This is a genomic window from Hymenobacter rubidus, from assembly GCF_016734815.1.
GTDB lineage: Bacteria > Bacteroidota > Bacteroidia > Cytophagales > Hymenobacteraceae > Hymenobacter > Hymenobacter rubidus.
Window position 1 is genome coordinate 240,073 of the sequence record NZ_JAERQF010000002.1, and the last position, 14,810, is coordinate 254,882.

Below are 14,810 nucleotides of genomic sequence, written 5' to 3' on the forward strand. Positions count from 1 at the left end.
ACGGCCGCTATGCTCAGCATAGCGGCCGTCGCCTGTAAAAAAACTGCCGGTTGAGCTATTGCCCAATCATGACGCGGCGCATGCCCGTTTTCTCGTAGGCCGTGCAGCGCACGATGTAAGCCCCGGCCGGAAACTGGCTCACGTTGAGCGTGGCCGGTATCTGGCCGTTCAGCATGGTGTAGGTGAGCACCGGACGGCCGCCTACGTCGGAGACTTCAACGCGGGTGGGGCCCGGGTTATCCGTCTTCACCGTGAGGCGCCCTGCTACCGATTCGGCCTTCACCTTGATGGCGTTGGGGTTGGCTGCCGGGGTTTCCGGAGCCGGGGCAATGAGGGGAGCGTTTTCCGGTGTGCCGGTGGTGGCGGGAGCAACGGCCGTGGTAGGCGGCGCGGTGGTCCCGGTTGGCAAAATGGTACTTTGAGCGAAAGAAAATGCCGGCGAAAGGCCGCAGGTCAACAATAGTAATAGCTTTTTCATAGTTGGCATCCGAATTAGATTCAAGTTAAATCGCACAGATTAAAGTTACGCAAATTCGGGGCCGTTATTGTTGTGGGGTTGGGCCAGAGACAAAAAATCAGGCCGCGCGGCAAAACTTTATTCGACGCCGGCTTGCACTAGCCGCAGAAAAAGCCTTACCTTTGTCGCTCCAATTACCAATCGGGGTGTAGCGTAGCCTGGTATCGCGCCAGCATGGGGTGCTGGAGGTCGTAGGTTCGAATCCTGCCACTCCGACGGAAGAGCAGCCGCGCTCAGAAAGCCTCCGAACTTCCGGGTTCGGAGGCTTTTTTCGGCCGCTCAATTGGAATTAGAAAACGGGTCGCCCCATCGGCCTGATTTCGGGGTGTAGCGCAGCCCGGTAGCGCGCGTCGTTCGGGACGACGAGGCCGTAGGTTCGAATCCTGCCACCCCGACTCGAAAACAAACTGAAAAGGCCCGCTGAACGAGAGTTCGGCGGGCCTTTTTCGTTATAGGCAGAGCTTACCGATGCTACCGGCTAGCCGAAGCGTAGCGCTTGCCCAACTCGCGCCGTTGCGGCTTATCGCCTTTGCGGGTGAGCAGGAAGATGCCCCCGCCTACCACGGCGGCGAAGGTGGCCATTTTGACCAGCATGCCACTACGGTCGTGCTTCCACTGGGCATTGTAACCCTTTTCGGCCCAGATGTTGGGCACCGTGCCGTGGGCAATGTCGTCGATGATGCCTTCCACCACGTTCACCTTGTCGGCCATGAGCAGGGGCAGCCAGTGCAGGTACTCGTTTTCGCTGTGCTTGAAGGCAAAGCGCCGAATCATGCCGCTCAGGCCGGAGGGCGGCACCGAGTTGCCGACCACGGCCGTGTAGTCGGGCCGCTCAATGGAGTGCAGCACCTCCCGGTCGAGCACCTGCTGGGTGGGGCGCACCCAGGAGCGGCCATCGTGCTCCTCGCCGGTGCGGTGGCGGTTGGGGTAGGTGGGTTCGTTTTCGGGGTCGGCGTCGATGCCCCAGCCGGGGATGTGGGCGAAGTCTTCTGCGGTCTTTTTCATGATGGGCGGCATTAGGCGTTAGCAGTGGGGGGGATGAGGACCGGCTTGATGCAGTTGTCGAGCTTGGCCGAGGAAATGCGGTAGCCGTCGGCCACGTCTTCCAGCAGAATGCGGTGCGTAATCAGCTCGCTGGGCTTGAGGATGCCGTTCATGACGTGGTCAATCAGGCGGGGCAGGTGGCGCTTCACCGAGGCCTGGTTGGCCCGGATGGTGAGGCCTTTGTTCAGCACGTTGCCGATGGGCACCATGTTGTCGGTGGGACTGTACACGCCCACGATGGACACCACGCCGCCTTTGCGCACCGAGTTGATGGCCCAGTGCAGCGCCGTGGCCGAGCCGGCCTGTAGCAGCAATTTGCGCCCCGTGATGGTTTGCATGGCGTTGCCGGCGGCTTCGGCCCCTACGGCGTCGATGCAGGCGTCGGCCCCAATCCAGTCGGTTTGCTTTTTGATGAACATCACCGGGTCGTCCATGTCGCTTTCGAAGTTGTAGGCTTCGCACTTGGCGAAATTCTGGGCGAATTCCAGCCGGTAATCTTCTTTGTCGATGATGATGACGCGGCCCGCGCCAAACAGCCAGCAGCAACGCGCCGCCATGATGCCCACCGGGCCCGCGCCAAACACCACCACCGTGTCGCCGGGCTGAATGCCGGCCATTTCGGCGGCCTGATAGCCGGTTGGGGTGATGTCGGTAAGTAGCACAGCGTCGTCGAGGCTCATGCCTGCCGGAATGACCGTGGGGCCGAAGTTGGCGTAGGGCACCCGCGCGTACTCGGCCTGGCCGCCGTTGTGGCCGCCCCCGGTGTGTGCATAGCCCAGGAAGCCGCCCACGGCGGTTGCTTCGGAGTTGGATTCGTGGCAGTTGCCGAACATGCCCTGCTTGCAGAAAATGCAGCGCCCGCAGGCAATGTTGAAGGGCACCAGCACCCGGTCGCCCACTTGCACATTGGTTACTTCAGAACCAATGTCCACAATTTCTCCCACGAATTCGTGCCCAAACGTCATGCCGACGCGGGTATCGGGGACGTTCCCGTTGTAGAGGTGCAGGTCGGACCCGCAGATTCACGTGCGCAGCACCTTCACAATGGCATCCTCGGGATGCAAGATGGTGGGCATGGGCTTTTGGACGGCGCGGACCCTCTTGGGGCCCCTGAAATCCATTGCTAACATAGCAGGAAAGATTAAGTGTGGAAAGGATGTGGATGGCTGGCTTTGCCTGAAGACCAATCCCTCATTCAAAGCGTGGCAGAACCGGTTGGCTGTACTGCCTGGGGCAGGCAGGGTTTCTGTTTGGTGGCACAAGGCCATGGATTTGAGTACTGGTTCGGGCGATACGTACGGACGCCTCCGTCTTAATACCGACGGTGTAAAACGGTCTGGCTACTGAGAAAAAGCGCTGCTGCCTTTGCGGCTTCACCCGTTTTCTGCCTTTTTCACATGAAAAAATTGAACTTCTGGCGTTGGGGCTCGCCAGCGTGCAAGCAGCACAGGGACAAACCATTGCGGCCGATACCGTGTCATTGGGCGGCAACATTGGCTACAGCCGCACCGCCAACAAGCCGAGCAGCACCTATAACCGGCCGGGCAGTGGCGGCAGCTACAGCTACTCCAGCGAAAGCACGACCAGCCGGTTCAATCTGGCGCTTTCGGGCGGCTACTTCGTGGCCGATAACCTGGCTCTGGGGCTGAGCGTGGCCTACACCGCGGGCAGCCCCGTCTACAAAAACACGTCGTCGTCATCGCCGCCGCCCATCAACTTGCCCGACTTGTGGCCGAAAGCCCCCACGCGCGTGGGGCCTTTCGGGCAATACTACAAGATGTTTGGTGAGCAGTTTGGCTTGGTGGGCACACTGGGGGCTGGCTACCAGCATACCAAAAACAACAGCTACGACAATGGTGTCGGCGGCACTCCGGTGGCCGTCAGCTACACGGGCAACGGCTATTATGCCGACCTGACCCCCGGCGTGGTATTCTTTCCTATTCCGAAGCTGGGCATCAGCGCATCCGTTGGTTCGCTGGGCTTCTCGCACCTCAGCTTCGACCCGCCTGAATACGCCAACAACCCCACGCGGCCGTCGAGCTACGAAAACACCGTCAGCACGTTCGGCGCCAACTTCGGCTTCAGCCAACTGCAGTTTGGCGGCACATACTACTTTGGCCGCTAAGGCCGGTGTAGCAGTAACACGGCTCCTGCACACAAAAGCCCCTGGCCAGGTCGGCCAGGGGCTTTTGTGTGCGCCTGAAAATTTGGCGGTGCGGGCCGCTGGCTGGTGCGGTTACTTTACACCCACCCACACTTCAGAGGCATCATCGGCCCCAAAGCGTTCCAGATAAAAATTGCCGCGCTGCGTGAGTCTTTGGGTTTTCACGGCCTCAAGGGCGGCGGGGTATAGCTTGTTGGGGGCCAGCAGGTAGCTCACATGGTTGAGGCGAGCCACTACGATGCGCTGCCCGGCCGGTACGGCGCGGTAGCGGAAGCCGGCCGGGAGCGGCCGGGTGGTGTCGGCCACAGCCAGGCCGATGAAGGCCCGCACGGTGTCGTGGGCCGTTTCGGGGTCGTTGAGAAAAAGGTTGGCTAGGTCGCCGTGCAGGCGGGCCTGGGCGTCTTTGGCCTGGCGAAAAAGCTGCCCGAATGCATCGCTGCGCACCGAGCCGTGGAAATACTGCCCGGCCAGATACAGCGGTGTGGCCGTGGTTTCGAGGGCCACTTTGGGCTCGCGGGTGCCGCCCAGGTACACGTAGGTGCCCGCGGCAACGAGCGTAAGCAGGATAATGGCAAGAAAGAAGTAGCGCACAGTACGAGGAAACGGTTTATATTGCAGCAGAGCAGCGCGAAAACCGAAACCGGTCGGCCCGTCTATCTACCAAGCTACAAATTTACTCGCGTGCTCATGAAGCACTACCCCATACTGCTGGTACTCTTGGTGCTGTTGGGGCACCAGGGAGCGGCCCAAACAACTGGCGTGGCGGCCCAATGGCCGGCACGCCGCTGGACGGTGGGCACTCAGTTGGCCTTCTACCCGCGCTTTGCCTTTACCGAGGCGGCCAACGAGTACAGCACCGAATCGGTGCGGCCCTGGCCCGTCATGCCTACCGTCGCCTACCGCATCAAGCAGCGGGGCAGCTTTGAAGTGGGACTTTTGTTGCGGACAATGCCGCGGCGCACTACCACCTTCGCCGATAGTTATGGCACCAGCGTCAGGCAGCGCAGCGCGACTTCCTGGGCCCTGCCGATACTCACGCGCGCCCATCTGGCGGTGCCTGACCTGGGGCGCTGGCAGGCCGATTTTGAAATAGGACTCATGCCTCTGACGGCGACCTACCGCGAGGAAAGCACTTATACCAACGCCCGGACGGGCCAGCAATCGAATTCCAGCTCGGCCAACTCCTACAGCGACTGCCTGTTCCTCGGCGGGCTGGGCGGCGCGTATGCCCTCACGCCCCACCTGAAACTGACCGCCGACGCCCGCGTGACGTTCTCGGTGCTGCTGGCCTTGGTCGGCTCGTATCTTTCAAACAACGGCATCAAAAACGACATCTCGCCCTTTGCCCCGGCCCTGAGCACAGGCGTAAGCTACCAGTTTGGAAAGGCGCTATGACGCGATGAACCAACCGGCTATTCCCCATTCGGCGAAGCATCGGCCACAATGTACTGCATGCGGTAGAGCTGGGCGTAGTAGCCGCCCTCGATGCGCAGCAGCTCCTCGTGGGTGCCGGTTTCCTTGATTTCGCCCTTATCGAGGACGATGATTTTATCGGCTTTCTGGATGGTGCTCAGGCGGTGGGCGATGACGAGCGAGGTGCGGCCCTGCATCAGCTTTTCGATGGCTTGCTGAATCAATTCTTCGGTTTCGGAATCGACCGACGACGTGGCTTCGTCGAGCACGATGACGCGGGGCTGGTACACCATGGCGCGCACGAAGCTGATGAGTTGCCGCTGGCCCACCGAAAGGGTGGCGCCGCGCTCCATCACGGGGTAGTCGAGGCCCTGAGGCAGGCGCTCGATGAAGCGGCGGGCGCCCACCAGGTCGGCCGCTTCCCAGATTTGCTGGTCGGTGATGGCGGGGTTGCCCAGCGTGATGTTGTCGCGGATGCTGCCGGCGAAGAGGAAAACGTCTTGCAGCACCACGCCAATCTGGCGGCGGAGCAGGCTGAGGTCGTACTCGCGCAGGTCGCGCCCGTCGATGCAGATGCTGCCTTCCTGGATGTCGTAGAAGCGGCTCAGCAGGTTGATGATGCTGGTTTTGCCGGCGCCGGTGGCGCCTACGAAGGCGATGGTTTGGCCCGGCTTCACGTGGAAGCTGATGTCCTTGAGCACCCAATCGGGCTCGTTGTAGGCAAACTTGACGTGTTTGAACTCCACATCGCCCCGGATTTCGGCCGGCGCGAAGGTGCCGGTGGTGGCTACCAAGTCCTGATTATCCAGCAGCTTAAGCAGGCGCTCGGTACTCACCAGGCCCAGCTGCAGGGTGTTGAACCGGTCGGCAATCTGGCGGATGGGGCGGAAGAAGAGGGCGTTGTACATGATGAAGGCAATGAGCGCGCCTTTAGAAATAGAGCCCTCAATCTGGCCCTGCGCCGCGTACCACACCAGCAGGCCCACGCCGATGGCGCCCAGCACCTCGGCCACCGGGAAGTAGATGCTATAGTAGAGCACCGAGCGAATGTTGGCCTCGGTGTGCTCCTGGTTTATCTTCTCAAACTTGCGGAATTCGCGCTCCTCGTTGTTGAAAATCTGAACCACGTTCATGCCCGTGAGGTGCTCCTGCACGAAGCTGTTGAGCTTGGCCACGGCCGTGCGCACGTCCTGAAACGAACCCTTGATTTTTTCCTTGAACACGTAGGTGCTGAACAGCAGCGGCGGAATCACGGACAAGCTCACCAGCGTCAGCCGCCAGTCAATCCAGAACATAAAGGCCATGATGAAGAGCAGCTGCAGAATGTCGCCCACCATGGCCGCCAGGCCCTCGCTGAACACGTCGGACAAGGTTTCCACATCGGAAATATTGCGCGTCACGAGCACGCCGATGGGCGTCTGGTCGAAGAACTTGAGCTTGAGGCTGAGCAGGTGGCGGTAGAGGTCGGTGCGGATGTCGCGCACGATGTACTGGCCCAGCCAGCCGCCGTAGTAGGTCTGCAAATAGCTCACGCCGGCGTGGGCCACCAGCAGCACCAGCAGCAGCAGAAACATAAAGTTCAGCCCCTTCATGTCGCCCTGCTCGATGCTGACATCGACCATGCGCTGGATGAGAAAGGGCCGCAGCGTGCCCAGCACGGCCGTGGCCACGGTGAGCACAATCAGGCCGATGAAGACGCGTTGGTAGGGGCGCACGTAACTCAGCAGGCGGCGCAGCACGGCCCAGTCGAATACCTGGCCGGTTTTGGTGGCGGAAGTGGTGGGGTCCATAAGTAAGGCAAAGGTCGGGAGGAAACAGCGGCCGGGCGCAAGTAGTTGGCCAGTGCTAGTTCTTTGCCAGCCTTATCGCACAATTTCCACCCAGCCCTTCACCCGCGTGTCTCCCTCGGCCCGGCCCAGCAGGAAGTAGTAGAGGCCGGCCGGCAGGCCCGCGCCGTTCCAGTCGTTGTGGTATTCGGGCGTGTCGAACACCTTTTGGCCCCAGCGCGAAAACACTTGCAGCCGGCCCGGACAGCCGCCCAGCTCCGGCGCAAACGTGTCGTTTTGCCCGTCGCCGTTGGGCGTGAAAATGTTGGGCAGGCGGGTGGCCTGCACCTGCACGGGCAGCAGCGTGAACTGATTCGAGCAGCTGCCATTCGGGGCGTTGAGCACCGCCGCCAATGGCTGGTAACGCCCGGCCGCCAGGTAGGCATGCTCCACCACGGCGCCGGTGGCCGGGGCGCTGCCATCGCCAAAGTCCCACTGCACGTGGGCCGCTGCGCTCCCCGTCGCTTCGAAACGCAGGCGGCGGGGCGCGTAAGTGTTGTCGGGGCAGCCGGGCACCGTCCAGTGCGCCGTGATGCTGCCCTGCGCCGGCACCGTGACGTGATAAGTGAGGGTAGCGCAGGCGCCCGGCAGCTCGTAGTGCAGCTCGGTGGTGCCCGGCGCGGCTGGAGGCGTAAAGGTGCCGGCGGCCGTCACGTTGGGCCCGCTCCAGGTGCCACCGGTGGGCGTGGCGCGGAGCATAAAAGGCGCCTGGCTGCCGCAGAGCACGGTATCGGCGGGCAGGTGGCCGGTGGGCACCAGGCTCACCACTACCGTCTGGGACGATACCACCGGGCAGTTGATGTTGGGGAAATTCCAGGTATAGCTCACCGTGTAGCGGCCCGGCCCCACGTCGGCGGGGTTAAAGCGGTTGCCCACCACCCCCGGCCCGCTGAAGACGCCCCCCGCCGGCACCGCCAACAGCACCACCCCGTGCGGCGGCGACGCCAGGCAGAAGTTGATGGGCGTGATGGGTTGCAGCAGCACGTTGGGCATGGGCAACACCCGCAGCCGCAGGGTGCCCGCCGTGGGGCATTGCGTAGCATTGGTGGGGGTAGGGCCGGTGTAGGATAGCACCTGCACGCCGGCCAGTGCGGCCGAGGGTGTGAACACGAAGCCCGCCGCCACCGAGCCCGTCACGCCGGGCCCGGTCCAGATGCCGCCCGAAGGCGCGGCTTCCAGGCGCTGGGGCCCGGCCACGGCGCACATCACCGTGTCGGCCACCGTGAGTTGGGCGTAGCCGCCGGTGTTCACGTCCACCCGGCGGCTGGCGCGGCCGGGGCACTGCGGCGAGTTGAGGGACGGGGCGGTATAAGTCAGGTTTTGCGTGCCCGTCAGCAAGGGCGTCGACGTGAAGATGAAGCCCGTGGCCATCGTGCCCGTCACGCCCGGCCCGCTCCAGGTGCCGCCCGCCGGCTGGCCCCCGCGCAGCCGAAACACTTGGTTGGAAAGGCAGAAAGCGGTGTCGGGCGGCACGGTGGCCGTGCCGCCGGCCGGCAGGACGGTCACGCGCAGGGTGTCGCTCACGGGCGGGCAGTCGGCATCGCCCTGAAAACTGTATATCAGCAAATGCGGCCCGCCAATCAGGGCCACGCTGGGCGTAAACACAAACGTGCCAATGCCCCCCGACACGCCCGGCCCGGTCCAGATGCCGCCCGCCGGCGTGCCGCCCAGCGCCATATCCGGGTCGTTGGCGCACACCTGCCGGGGCGGGCCAGCTTCGGGCTTGGGTATGTTTTTCACCGTCATCAGCAGCGAGGCCACCGCCGGGCAGCGGCCGCCCGCCACCTCGTACAGCACGTAGTGGCTGCCGGGGCCGGCCAGCACGGGGTCGAACACGGAAGTGCCCGGCGCCACGCCCTGCCCGCTAAACCGGCCCCCGGCGGGCAAGCCCGTGAGCGGTATTTTGGCCTGCGGCACGCCCACCTGAATGCAGAAAATGCGCTGCGTGGCCGTGAGGCGCGCCGTGCCCTGCGGCAGCACCGTGATGCGCCGCGTGCTGGTGCCCGCGCAGCCATTGGCCGCCGGGGGGCTCACGTACGTGAGAATGTGGAGGCCTAGCTGGGCCGTGTCGGGGACAAACGAAAACCCCGTGGCCACGGAGCCCGTCACGCCCAGCCCGGTCCAGGTGCCGCCGGCCGGCGAGCCCCCCAGGCGTATGGGCTGCGCCCGCGCGCACACCGAGAGCGTATCGGTGACTGCCGTGGGCGAGCTGCTGACTTGAAAGGAGAATTTGAAGGCCGCGTTGTTGCAGCCCGGCACCGTGTTGATGGGCGGCGCCGCGTTGTGGGCGGCGTAGGTGTAGGCCCCGGCCGGAATGGGAATGCTCCGGCCGCCGCTCTGGTCGCAGGCGCACACGGCCTGGTAGAGCACCAGCTGCGAATCGAAGCGCGACATGCCGCCGTCGACGTGGTCGTCGGCCGAGGAGCCGAAAAAGGTGGCGTAGTCCAGCACGCGGGCGCCGTCCGATAGCTGCATCAGGTAGAAATCCTGCCCGTCGGTGCCGGGTTGCAGGGCGTTGGCCGTGGTGGGTAGGTTGAGGGTAGAACCCTGGTTGGGGTCCTGGCCGCCGCCCCAGCCGGCCAGCGCAATGCGCCCGTAGCAGTCCACGCCAAAGGCCGTGGGCGAAATATCGGCCGTGGCCCGCCCGCTCCCGAACACGGCGGCGTAGCCCGCCGTGCGCAGGTCGGGCGCCAGTTGCTGAATAAACTGCTGCCCGCGCCGGTGATAGAATCGCGTGGTGTCGACGCCGGGCCAGGCTGCGCCCAGGGTTTGGCCCAGCACCAGCAACCCGCCGGGCGCCGACCGCACAAAAAATGCCTGGTCGTAGGCGCCGGTGCCCAGGTAAGTAGCCTGCGTAAGCGCCCCGGCCGCCGTCACGCGGGCCACGAAGCCGTCCACGTCGCCGGCCAGGGTGGCGCGATAGCCGCCGGTGGCGCCGGCCAGGTTGGGGCTGGTAGTGCCACCCGCCACCAGCAGCCCGCCGGTGTCTTCGCGCTGCAAGGAGTAAGCAGCATCGGCACTGCTCCCGCCGAGCAGGGTTGCCCAGCGCACCTGGCTGAAGCTGGAGTCCAGGCTCATCACCAGCCCATCGGTGAGGCCGCCGTGGTAGGCCCCGGCCGCCACGCCCGGAAAATCGGTCGAGCCCGTGGTACTGGTCACGTACACATTGCCCTGCGGGTCGAGGGCCAGGTCGCCCCGGAAAGCGTCGCCGTAGTTGTGGCGTAAGCGCGGGGCCGGGGCGTTGGCGTCGAGCAGGCCATCGTTGCCGGTGCCGCCGAGGTAGGTACTGGCCCGCAGGCCGCCGCCGCTGGTGCTCAGCCGGGTCAGCACCAGGTCGGAACCGTTGGTGAGGGGGTAGTTGACGCCGAGCGGGGCCACGGCCGGCCCGCCCCGAAAGGTGTGGCTGAGCGCCGTGGTCGTGGTAGGGTAGTCGGTCGAAGAAGTAGTGCCGAGCAGCAGCAGCTCGCCGCGCCCGTTCACCAGCAGGCTGTGCGGAAATTCCAGGTTGTTGCCGCCCAGGTAAGTGGCCCAGGCCCGTGCCCCCGCGCCGGTGTTCGCGGTCAGAAACTTCATAATGGCAATGTCGATGCTGCCGTTGAAGCTCGTCTGGTAGGCGCCGGTGGTGGTCGGGTAGCCCTGGTTAAACACCACGCCGGCCGTGTAGAGGTTGCCGGCCGCGTCGTGGGTGGCAGCGAAGCCCCAGTTTTCTACCGTCGAGCCAGTGTAGGTGGCGAATTGCACGGCCGGGTCAATCACCAGCGGCCGGCGGTGGTCGTAGGTGCCCAGCCGGAAGCTCACCACGTCGTTGCGCAGCTCGAAGGCACAGGCCACCGGCCGGGTTTGCCCATTGGCCGGGTTGGTTTGCCAGGCGCGGGGCTGGTATTCGGTGAAGGTGCCAATGGAGGTTTTGACCAGCAGGTTGCCCGTGGCCGGGTCGAGGGTCAGGCCATCGGCGCCTTGGTAGCGCAGGCGGGCCTGGGCAGGGTTGGCACCGGCCGCCAGCAGTAAATCGTATTCAAATTGCTGCGCCGGGCTCTCCTTCAGCACCAAATCGATGCCCGCCCACAGCTGCTGGTAGTGCAGCTGGCGCCAGGCCCGCACCCCGGCGGCCCAGGTAGCAGGGGCGCCGCGCAGGTAATGGCGTTGGCCGACTACTTCGGTTTCGGCCCCGAGCCGGACTAAGGCGTTGGGCTGCTCAAAGGTGATGCGCAGCCCGTGAGCTTTTACCTGCCCATTGGGCATGGCAGAGGCTGGGGCCGCCCCGTGCGCCGGCAGGCCGGTGGAGAGGGCGTAAGTCAGGCCGGTTTTCTCCACGAATAGCCGCGCCCCTGGCGCCACCTGGGCGGCGTAGCGGGCGTGGGCATCCCACTGCCCGTGGTTTTCAATAAATTCGATGGCGCGGGCCGATTCTTGGGCCCATCCGGGCCGGGAAAACAACCCCAACAGCAGGCACAACAAGGTAGACGTTGAACGCATAAGCCGGATAGTAGAAAAGGAAATATGGTTTCGCCGAAGCGCACAAAAACAGTGCCTTGCTTCAACCACACTCCCGCAAGCTACTGCCGAAATCGGCTATTCCGGTACTATGCCCGGTCCATACGTCACTTTACTGAGAAACAGGCCCCGCGCCGGGGCCGCGCCGCCGGCATCGACGCGCCGCTGGGCCCACAGCAGCGCCTGAAACTCACGTGCCGTCATCTTGCCCCGGCCCACGTCGAGCAGGGTGCCCACCACCAGCCGCACCATGCCCCGCACAAAGCGGTTGGCCCGGATGCGGAACACCCAGCCGCCCGGCGCGGCGTGCCAGCCGGCTTCGTAGCAGTAGCACACGTAGTGATTCTCGCCACCCTTCACCTTCGAAAAAGAAGTGAAGTCGAACTGCCCCACCAGGTAGCCGGCGGCCTCGTTCATAGCCGCCACGTCCAGCGGCCGGTCCACGTACAGGGCATGGTCGCGCCGAAACGGGTCGGGCTGGGTCACCACGAAATATTCGTAGGTGCGCTCCTCGGCCGAGAAGCGGGCGTGGTCGGCGTCGGCCACCGGGTGCAGGCGCAGGGCGCCAATGTCGGTAGGTAGGGCACGGCGCAGGCGGTAGAGGAGCTGCTCCAGCGTAAGGGCTTCGGGCAGCTCGGCCTCAAAATGGGCTACCTGGTGGCTGGCGTGCACGCCCGTATCGGTGCGCCCGCTGCCCAGCGAGTGGATGGGCTGACGCAGCACCTGCGAGAGGCAGCGGTCCACTTCGGCCTGCACGGTGAGGGTGTGGGGCTGCACCTGCCATCCGTGGTAGCGCGTGCCGTCGTAGGCAAGGTGAAAGAAGTAGCGCATGAAGCGCAAAAGTACCGCAGCGCGGACTTTGTGACCCGTGCTACTCCACCACCACGCGCTTGGCCAGCGTGGCCGCCCCGGCCACTTGCAGGCGCAGGGTGTACACGCCCGGCGCTAGCCCACTGGTTTCAACCTGAAAACTAGCGCCACTCACGGCTGGGCGGCGCACTACCTGGCCCAAGGCATTCAGCAACTCGGCCTGGGTGGGCAGAGTGCCAGCGGGCAGCGTCACGGTGAAGGCCTCGTGGGCCGGGTTGGGGAACAAGGAAAAGTCGGCCGCGGTGGAGCGGGCGGTGGCGCTGGGTGTGGTCACGGTGAAGGTGATGCCGCCCGTGGTGCCCCCGGCCGTGGTGATGGTGGCCGGGCCGGTGGTGGCGCCAACGGGCACGAAGGCCGTCACGGTGGTTGCATTCACCACGGCGAAGACGGTGGCCGCCGTGCCGTTGAAGCGCACGCTGGTGGCGCTGCTCAGGTTGGTGCCCGTCAGCGTCACGCTGGTGCCCACTGGCCCGCTGGTCGGGTTCAGGCTGGTGAGGGTGGGGGCAGGGATGGCAACGGCCGCCGTGACCTCGCGAATCTTATTGTTGCGGAAATCGCCCACGTACACGTTGCCGGCCACGTCCACGGCCACACCGCTCGGAAAGTTAAACAAGGCGGCAGTGCCCGTCCCGTCCATAAAGCCGGACGTGGTGCCAGTGGCGCCCCCGCCGGCCAGCGTGGTTACTACCCCACCCGCCGTCACCTTCCGAGTCTTATTGTTGTTGCCGTCGGCCACGTACACGTTGCCGGCCGCGTCCACAGCCACGCTGCTCGGAAAGTTAAATAAGGCGGCAGTGCCCGTCCCGTCCGTGGCGCCCGGCGTGAGGCCCGAAGTGCCCCCGCCGGCCAGCGTGGTTACTACCCCGCCCGCCGTCACCTTGCGAATCTTGTTGTTGCCGCGGTCGGCCACGTAGACGTTACCGGCCGCGTCCACGGCCACGCCGCTTGGGCCGCTGAACAAGGCAGCAGTGCCCGTCCCGTCCGTGGCGCCGGGCGTGGTGCCAGTGGCGCCCCCGCCGACCAGCGTGGTCACCACCCCGGCCGCCGTCACCTTACGAATTTTGTTGTTGGCTAAATCGGCCACGTAGACGTTGCCGACTGCGTCCAAGGCCACGCCATCTGGACCGTTGAACAAGGCAGCAGTGCCTGTCCCGTCAGCAGAGCCGGACGTGGTGCCAGTGGCGCCCCCGCCGGCCAGCGTCGTCGTCACCCCGGCCGCCGTCACCTTCCGAATTTTGTTGCCGCCGTATTCGGCCACGTACACGGTGCCGGTCGCGTCCACGGCCACACCATATGGCCTGTTGAACAAGGCGGCGGTGCCCGTCCCATCGGCAGAGCCGGACGTGGCGCCAGTGGCGCCCCCGCCGGCCAGCGTGGTCACCACCCCGGCCGCCGTCACCTTCCGAATTTTGTTGTTGGCGTAGTCGGCCACGTACACGTTGCCGGCCGCGTCTAAGGCCACGCCGGCCGGGCTACTGAACAAGGCGGCAGTGCCCGTCCCGTCGGTGGTTCCGACCGTGGTACCGTTAGCACTCCCTCCCCCAGCCAGGGTAAAGACGATGTACTGGGCGCTGGCCCCCAACGGGCGCAGCAAGGCCAAGGCCGAGAGTAGCAACAGGGCCAGGCGTCGGCCGTAGCCGGAAAGCTTCCGGCTGGCCGGAAAAGAGAAGAGTTTTCTCATGCAGAAGGAAAAGATGAAATGGAGATAGAATCGACGCGCCCGATAAGAGAGTCGTAAATGAGGCTAAAGGTATGCCGTGGCAATACAGTAACCTATAACAACATTAGTATTATTCTGAGCTGTTTTTGTGAAAAAATAGGCGGGCGGTAGCAGGGGCTTGGCTGCCCATCGCGGCCCTCGAACCGGCCTCCGACGACCGCAGCCGCTCCCTCCATAACGACGAAGCACTGCCTGTAACATTCGGGCATTCGGCAGTGACGAAGGGCTGCCTGCTGCCGTCGGGTACTCGCACCGGCAAAACGTTTTCCGAAACCTTCCGGTATTCCTGCCGGACCAGCAAAAGGCCGCCCCAAACAGTCACGCCCTCAACGCCCACCTCATCGACGATACGAACCGGTGGCCGCTTATTTCCCGCACGACGAGGCGCGCTGCGCCGTCTATTTCCGAGTAGGCCTGCTGCAAGCTCCCGCGGCGGCGAAGGAGAAGGCCGAAGTCAAGGAACGGTATCAAAAAGGAACAAAAAAGAACGTCCTGCTGAGCGCAGTCGAAGCATCTCTACCGCAGCAGTAATCCCAACCATCAGGATTACAGCCGTTTCGAAGTCAGTGTCCGTGCGGTCAGTAGCGCGAACTTTGCCGTTCGCGTGCCAGAACGAGCTCGCGGCGCGGGGACGCGAACGACAACGTTCGCGCTACGGTACACCAACCCCGACACCGCGCTAGTTGCGCGGTAGAGATGCTTCGACAAGCTCAGCAGGACGTTCTACTCTAAACTTAACCGGGCCAGTATTGCCCGTCAGAA

11 protein-coding genes and 2 tRNA genes are annotated in these 14,810 nt (G+C 64.4%); 5 read left to right on the forward strand and 8 right to left on the reverse strand.

The genetic code is table 11. The features are described from left to right. Window positions 1-55: 55 nt before the first annotated feature. A complete protein-coding gene (locus tag JKL48_RS02345; protein WP_201978000.1) occupies window positions 56-409 on the reverse strand; it encodes a T9SS type A sorting domain-containing protein in 354 nt (117 codons plus the stop codon). A 250-nt stretch (window positions 410-659) separates the two neighbouring features. On the opposite strand from JKL48_RS02345, the gene JKL48_RS02350 reads away from it, so the two are divergent. Continuing rightward, a tRNA-Pro gene (locus JKL48_RS02350) sits at window positions 660-733 on the forward strand. Between the two features lie 105 nt (window positions 734-838). Continuing rightward, a tRNA-Pro gene (locus JKL48_RS02355) sits at window positions 839-912 on the forward strand. 76 nt (window positions 913-988) lie between these two features. On the opposite strand, the gene JKL48_RS02360 is transcribed toward JKL48_RS02355, so the two are convergent. Beyond that, complete coding sequence (locus JKL48_RS02360) at window positions 989-1,522, reverse strand: hypothetical protein (protein WP_201978001.1); 534 nt, start codon at window positions 1,520-1,522, stop codon at window positions 989-991. Between the two features lie 11 nt (window positions 1,523-1,533). Continuing rightward, window positions 1,534-2,583, reverse strand: a complete 1,050-nt coding sequence (locus JKL48_RS02365; protein ID WP_317191884.1) for an alcohol dehydrogenase catalytic domain-containing protein — start codon at window positions 2,581-2,583, stop codon at window positions 1,534-1,536. 398 nt (window positions 2,584-2,981) lie between these two features. On the opposite strand from JKL48_RS02365, the gene JKL48_RS02370 reads away from it, so the two are divergent. Continuing rightward, window positions 2,982-3,686: a hypothetical protein gene (locus JKL48_RS02370; protein ID WP_201978002.1), complete on the forward strand. Its 705-nt coding sequence runs from the start codon at window positions 2,982-2,984 to the stop codon at window positions 3,684-3,686. Window positions 3,687-3,797: 111 nt separating this feature from the next. Here the strand turns inward: JKL48_RS02370 and JKL48_RS02375 are convergent, their stop codons facing one another. Continuing rightward, the gene (locus JKL48_RS02375; protein ID WP_201978003.1) at window positions 3,798-4,316 is read right to left on the reverse strand and encodes a hypothetical protein; all 519 of its coding nucleotides are present in this window, start codon (window positions 4,314-4,316) and stop codon (window positions 3,798-3,800) included. Between the two features lie 96 nt (window positions 4,317-4,412). On the opposite strand from JKL48_RS02375, the gene JKL48_RS02380 reads away from it, so the two are divergent. After that, window positions 4,413-5,120 (forward strand): hypothetical protein, encoded by a 708-nt coding sequence (locus JKL48_RS02380; RefSeq protein WP_201978004.1) that lies wholly within the window; start codon window positions 4,413-4,415, stop codon window positions 5,118-5,120. A 17-nt stretch (window positions 5,121-5,137) separates the two neighbouring features. On the opposite strand, the gene JKL48_RS02385 is transcribed toward JKL48_RS02380, so the two are convergent. From JKL48_RS02385 to JKL48_RS02400, 4 genes are all read right to left on the reverse strand, one after another. After that, window positions 5,138-6,928 (reverse strand): ABC transporter ATP-binding protein, encoded by a 1,791-nt coding sequence (locus tag JKL48_RS02385; protein WP_201978005.1) that lies wholly within the window; start codon window positions 6,926-6,928, stop codon window positions 5,138-5,140. A gap of 72 nt (window positions 6,929-7,000) precedes the next feature. Next, window positions 7,001-11,440 carry a DUF7948 domain-containing protein gene (locus JKL48_RS02390; protein ID WP_201978006.1) on the reverse strand — a complete coding sequence of 1,480 codons (4,440 nt, stop codon included), beginning with the start codon at window positions 11,438-11,440 and terminating at the stop codon, window positions 7,001-7,003. A 96-nt stretch (window positions 11,441-11,536) separates the two neighbouring features. Next, the gene (gene truA, locus JKL48_RS02395; protein ID WP_201978008.1) at window positions 11,537-12,289 is read right to left on the reverse strand and encodes a tRNA pseudouridine(38-40) synthase TruA; all 753 of its coding nucleotides are present in this window, start codon (window positions 12,287-12,289) and stop codon (window positions 11,537-11,539) included. 40 nt (window positions 12,290-12,329) lie between these two features. Beyond that, a complete protein-coding gene (locus tag JKL48_RS02400) occupies window positions 12,330-14,009 on the reverse strand; it encodes an IPT/TIG domain-containing protein (protein WP_201978010.1) in 1,680 nt (559 codons plus the stop codon). A gap of 396 nt (window positions 14,010-14,405) precedes the next feature. Between JKL48_RS02400 and JKL48_RS02405 the strand changes: the two genes are divergently transcribed. Then, window positions 14,406-14,579 carry a hypothetical protein gene (locus tag JKL48_RS02405; protein ID WP_201978012.1) on the forward strand — a complete coding sequence of 58 codons (174 nt, stop codon included), beginning with the start codon at window positions 14,406-14,408 and terminating at the stop codon, window positions 14,577-14,579. The last annotated feature ends 231 nt before the right edge of the window (window positions 14,580-14,810 follow it).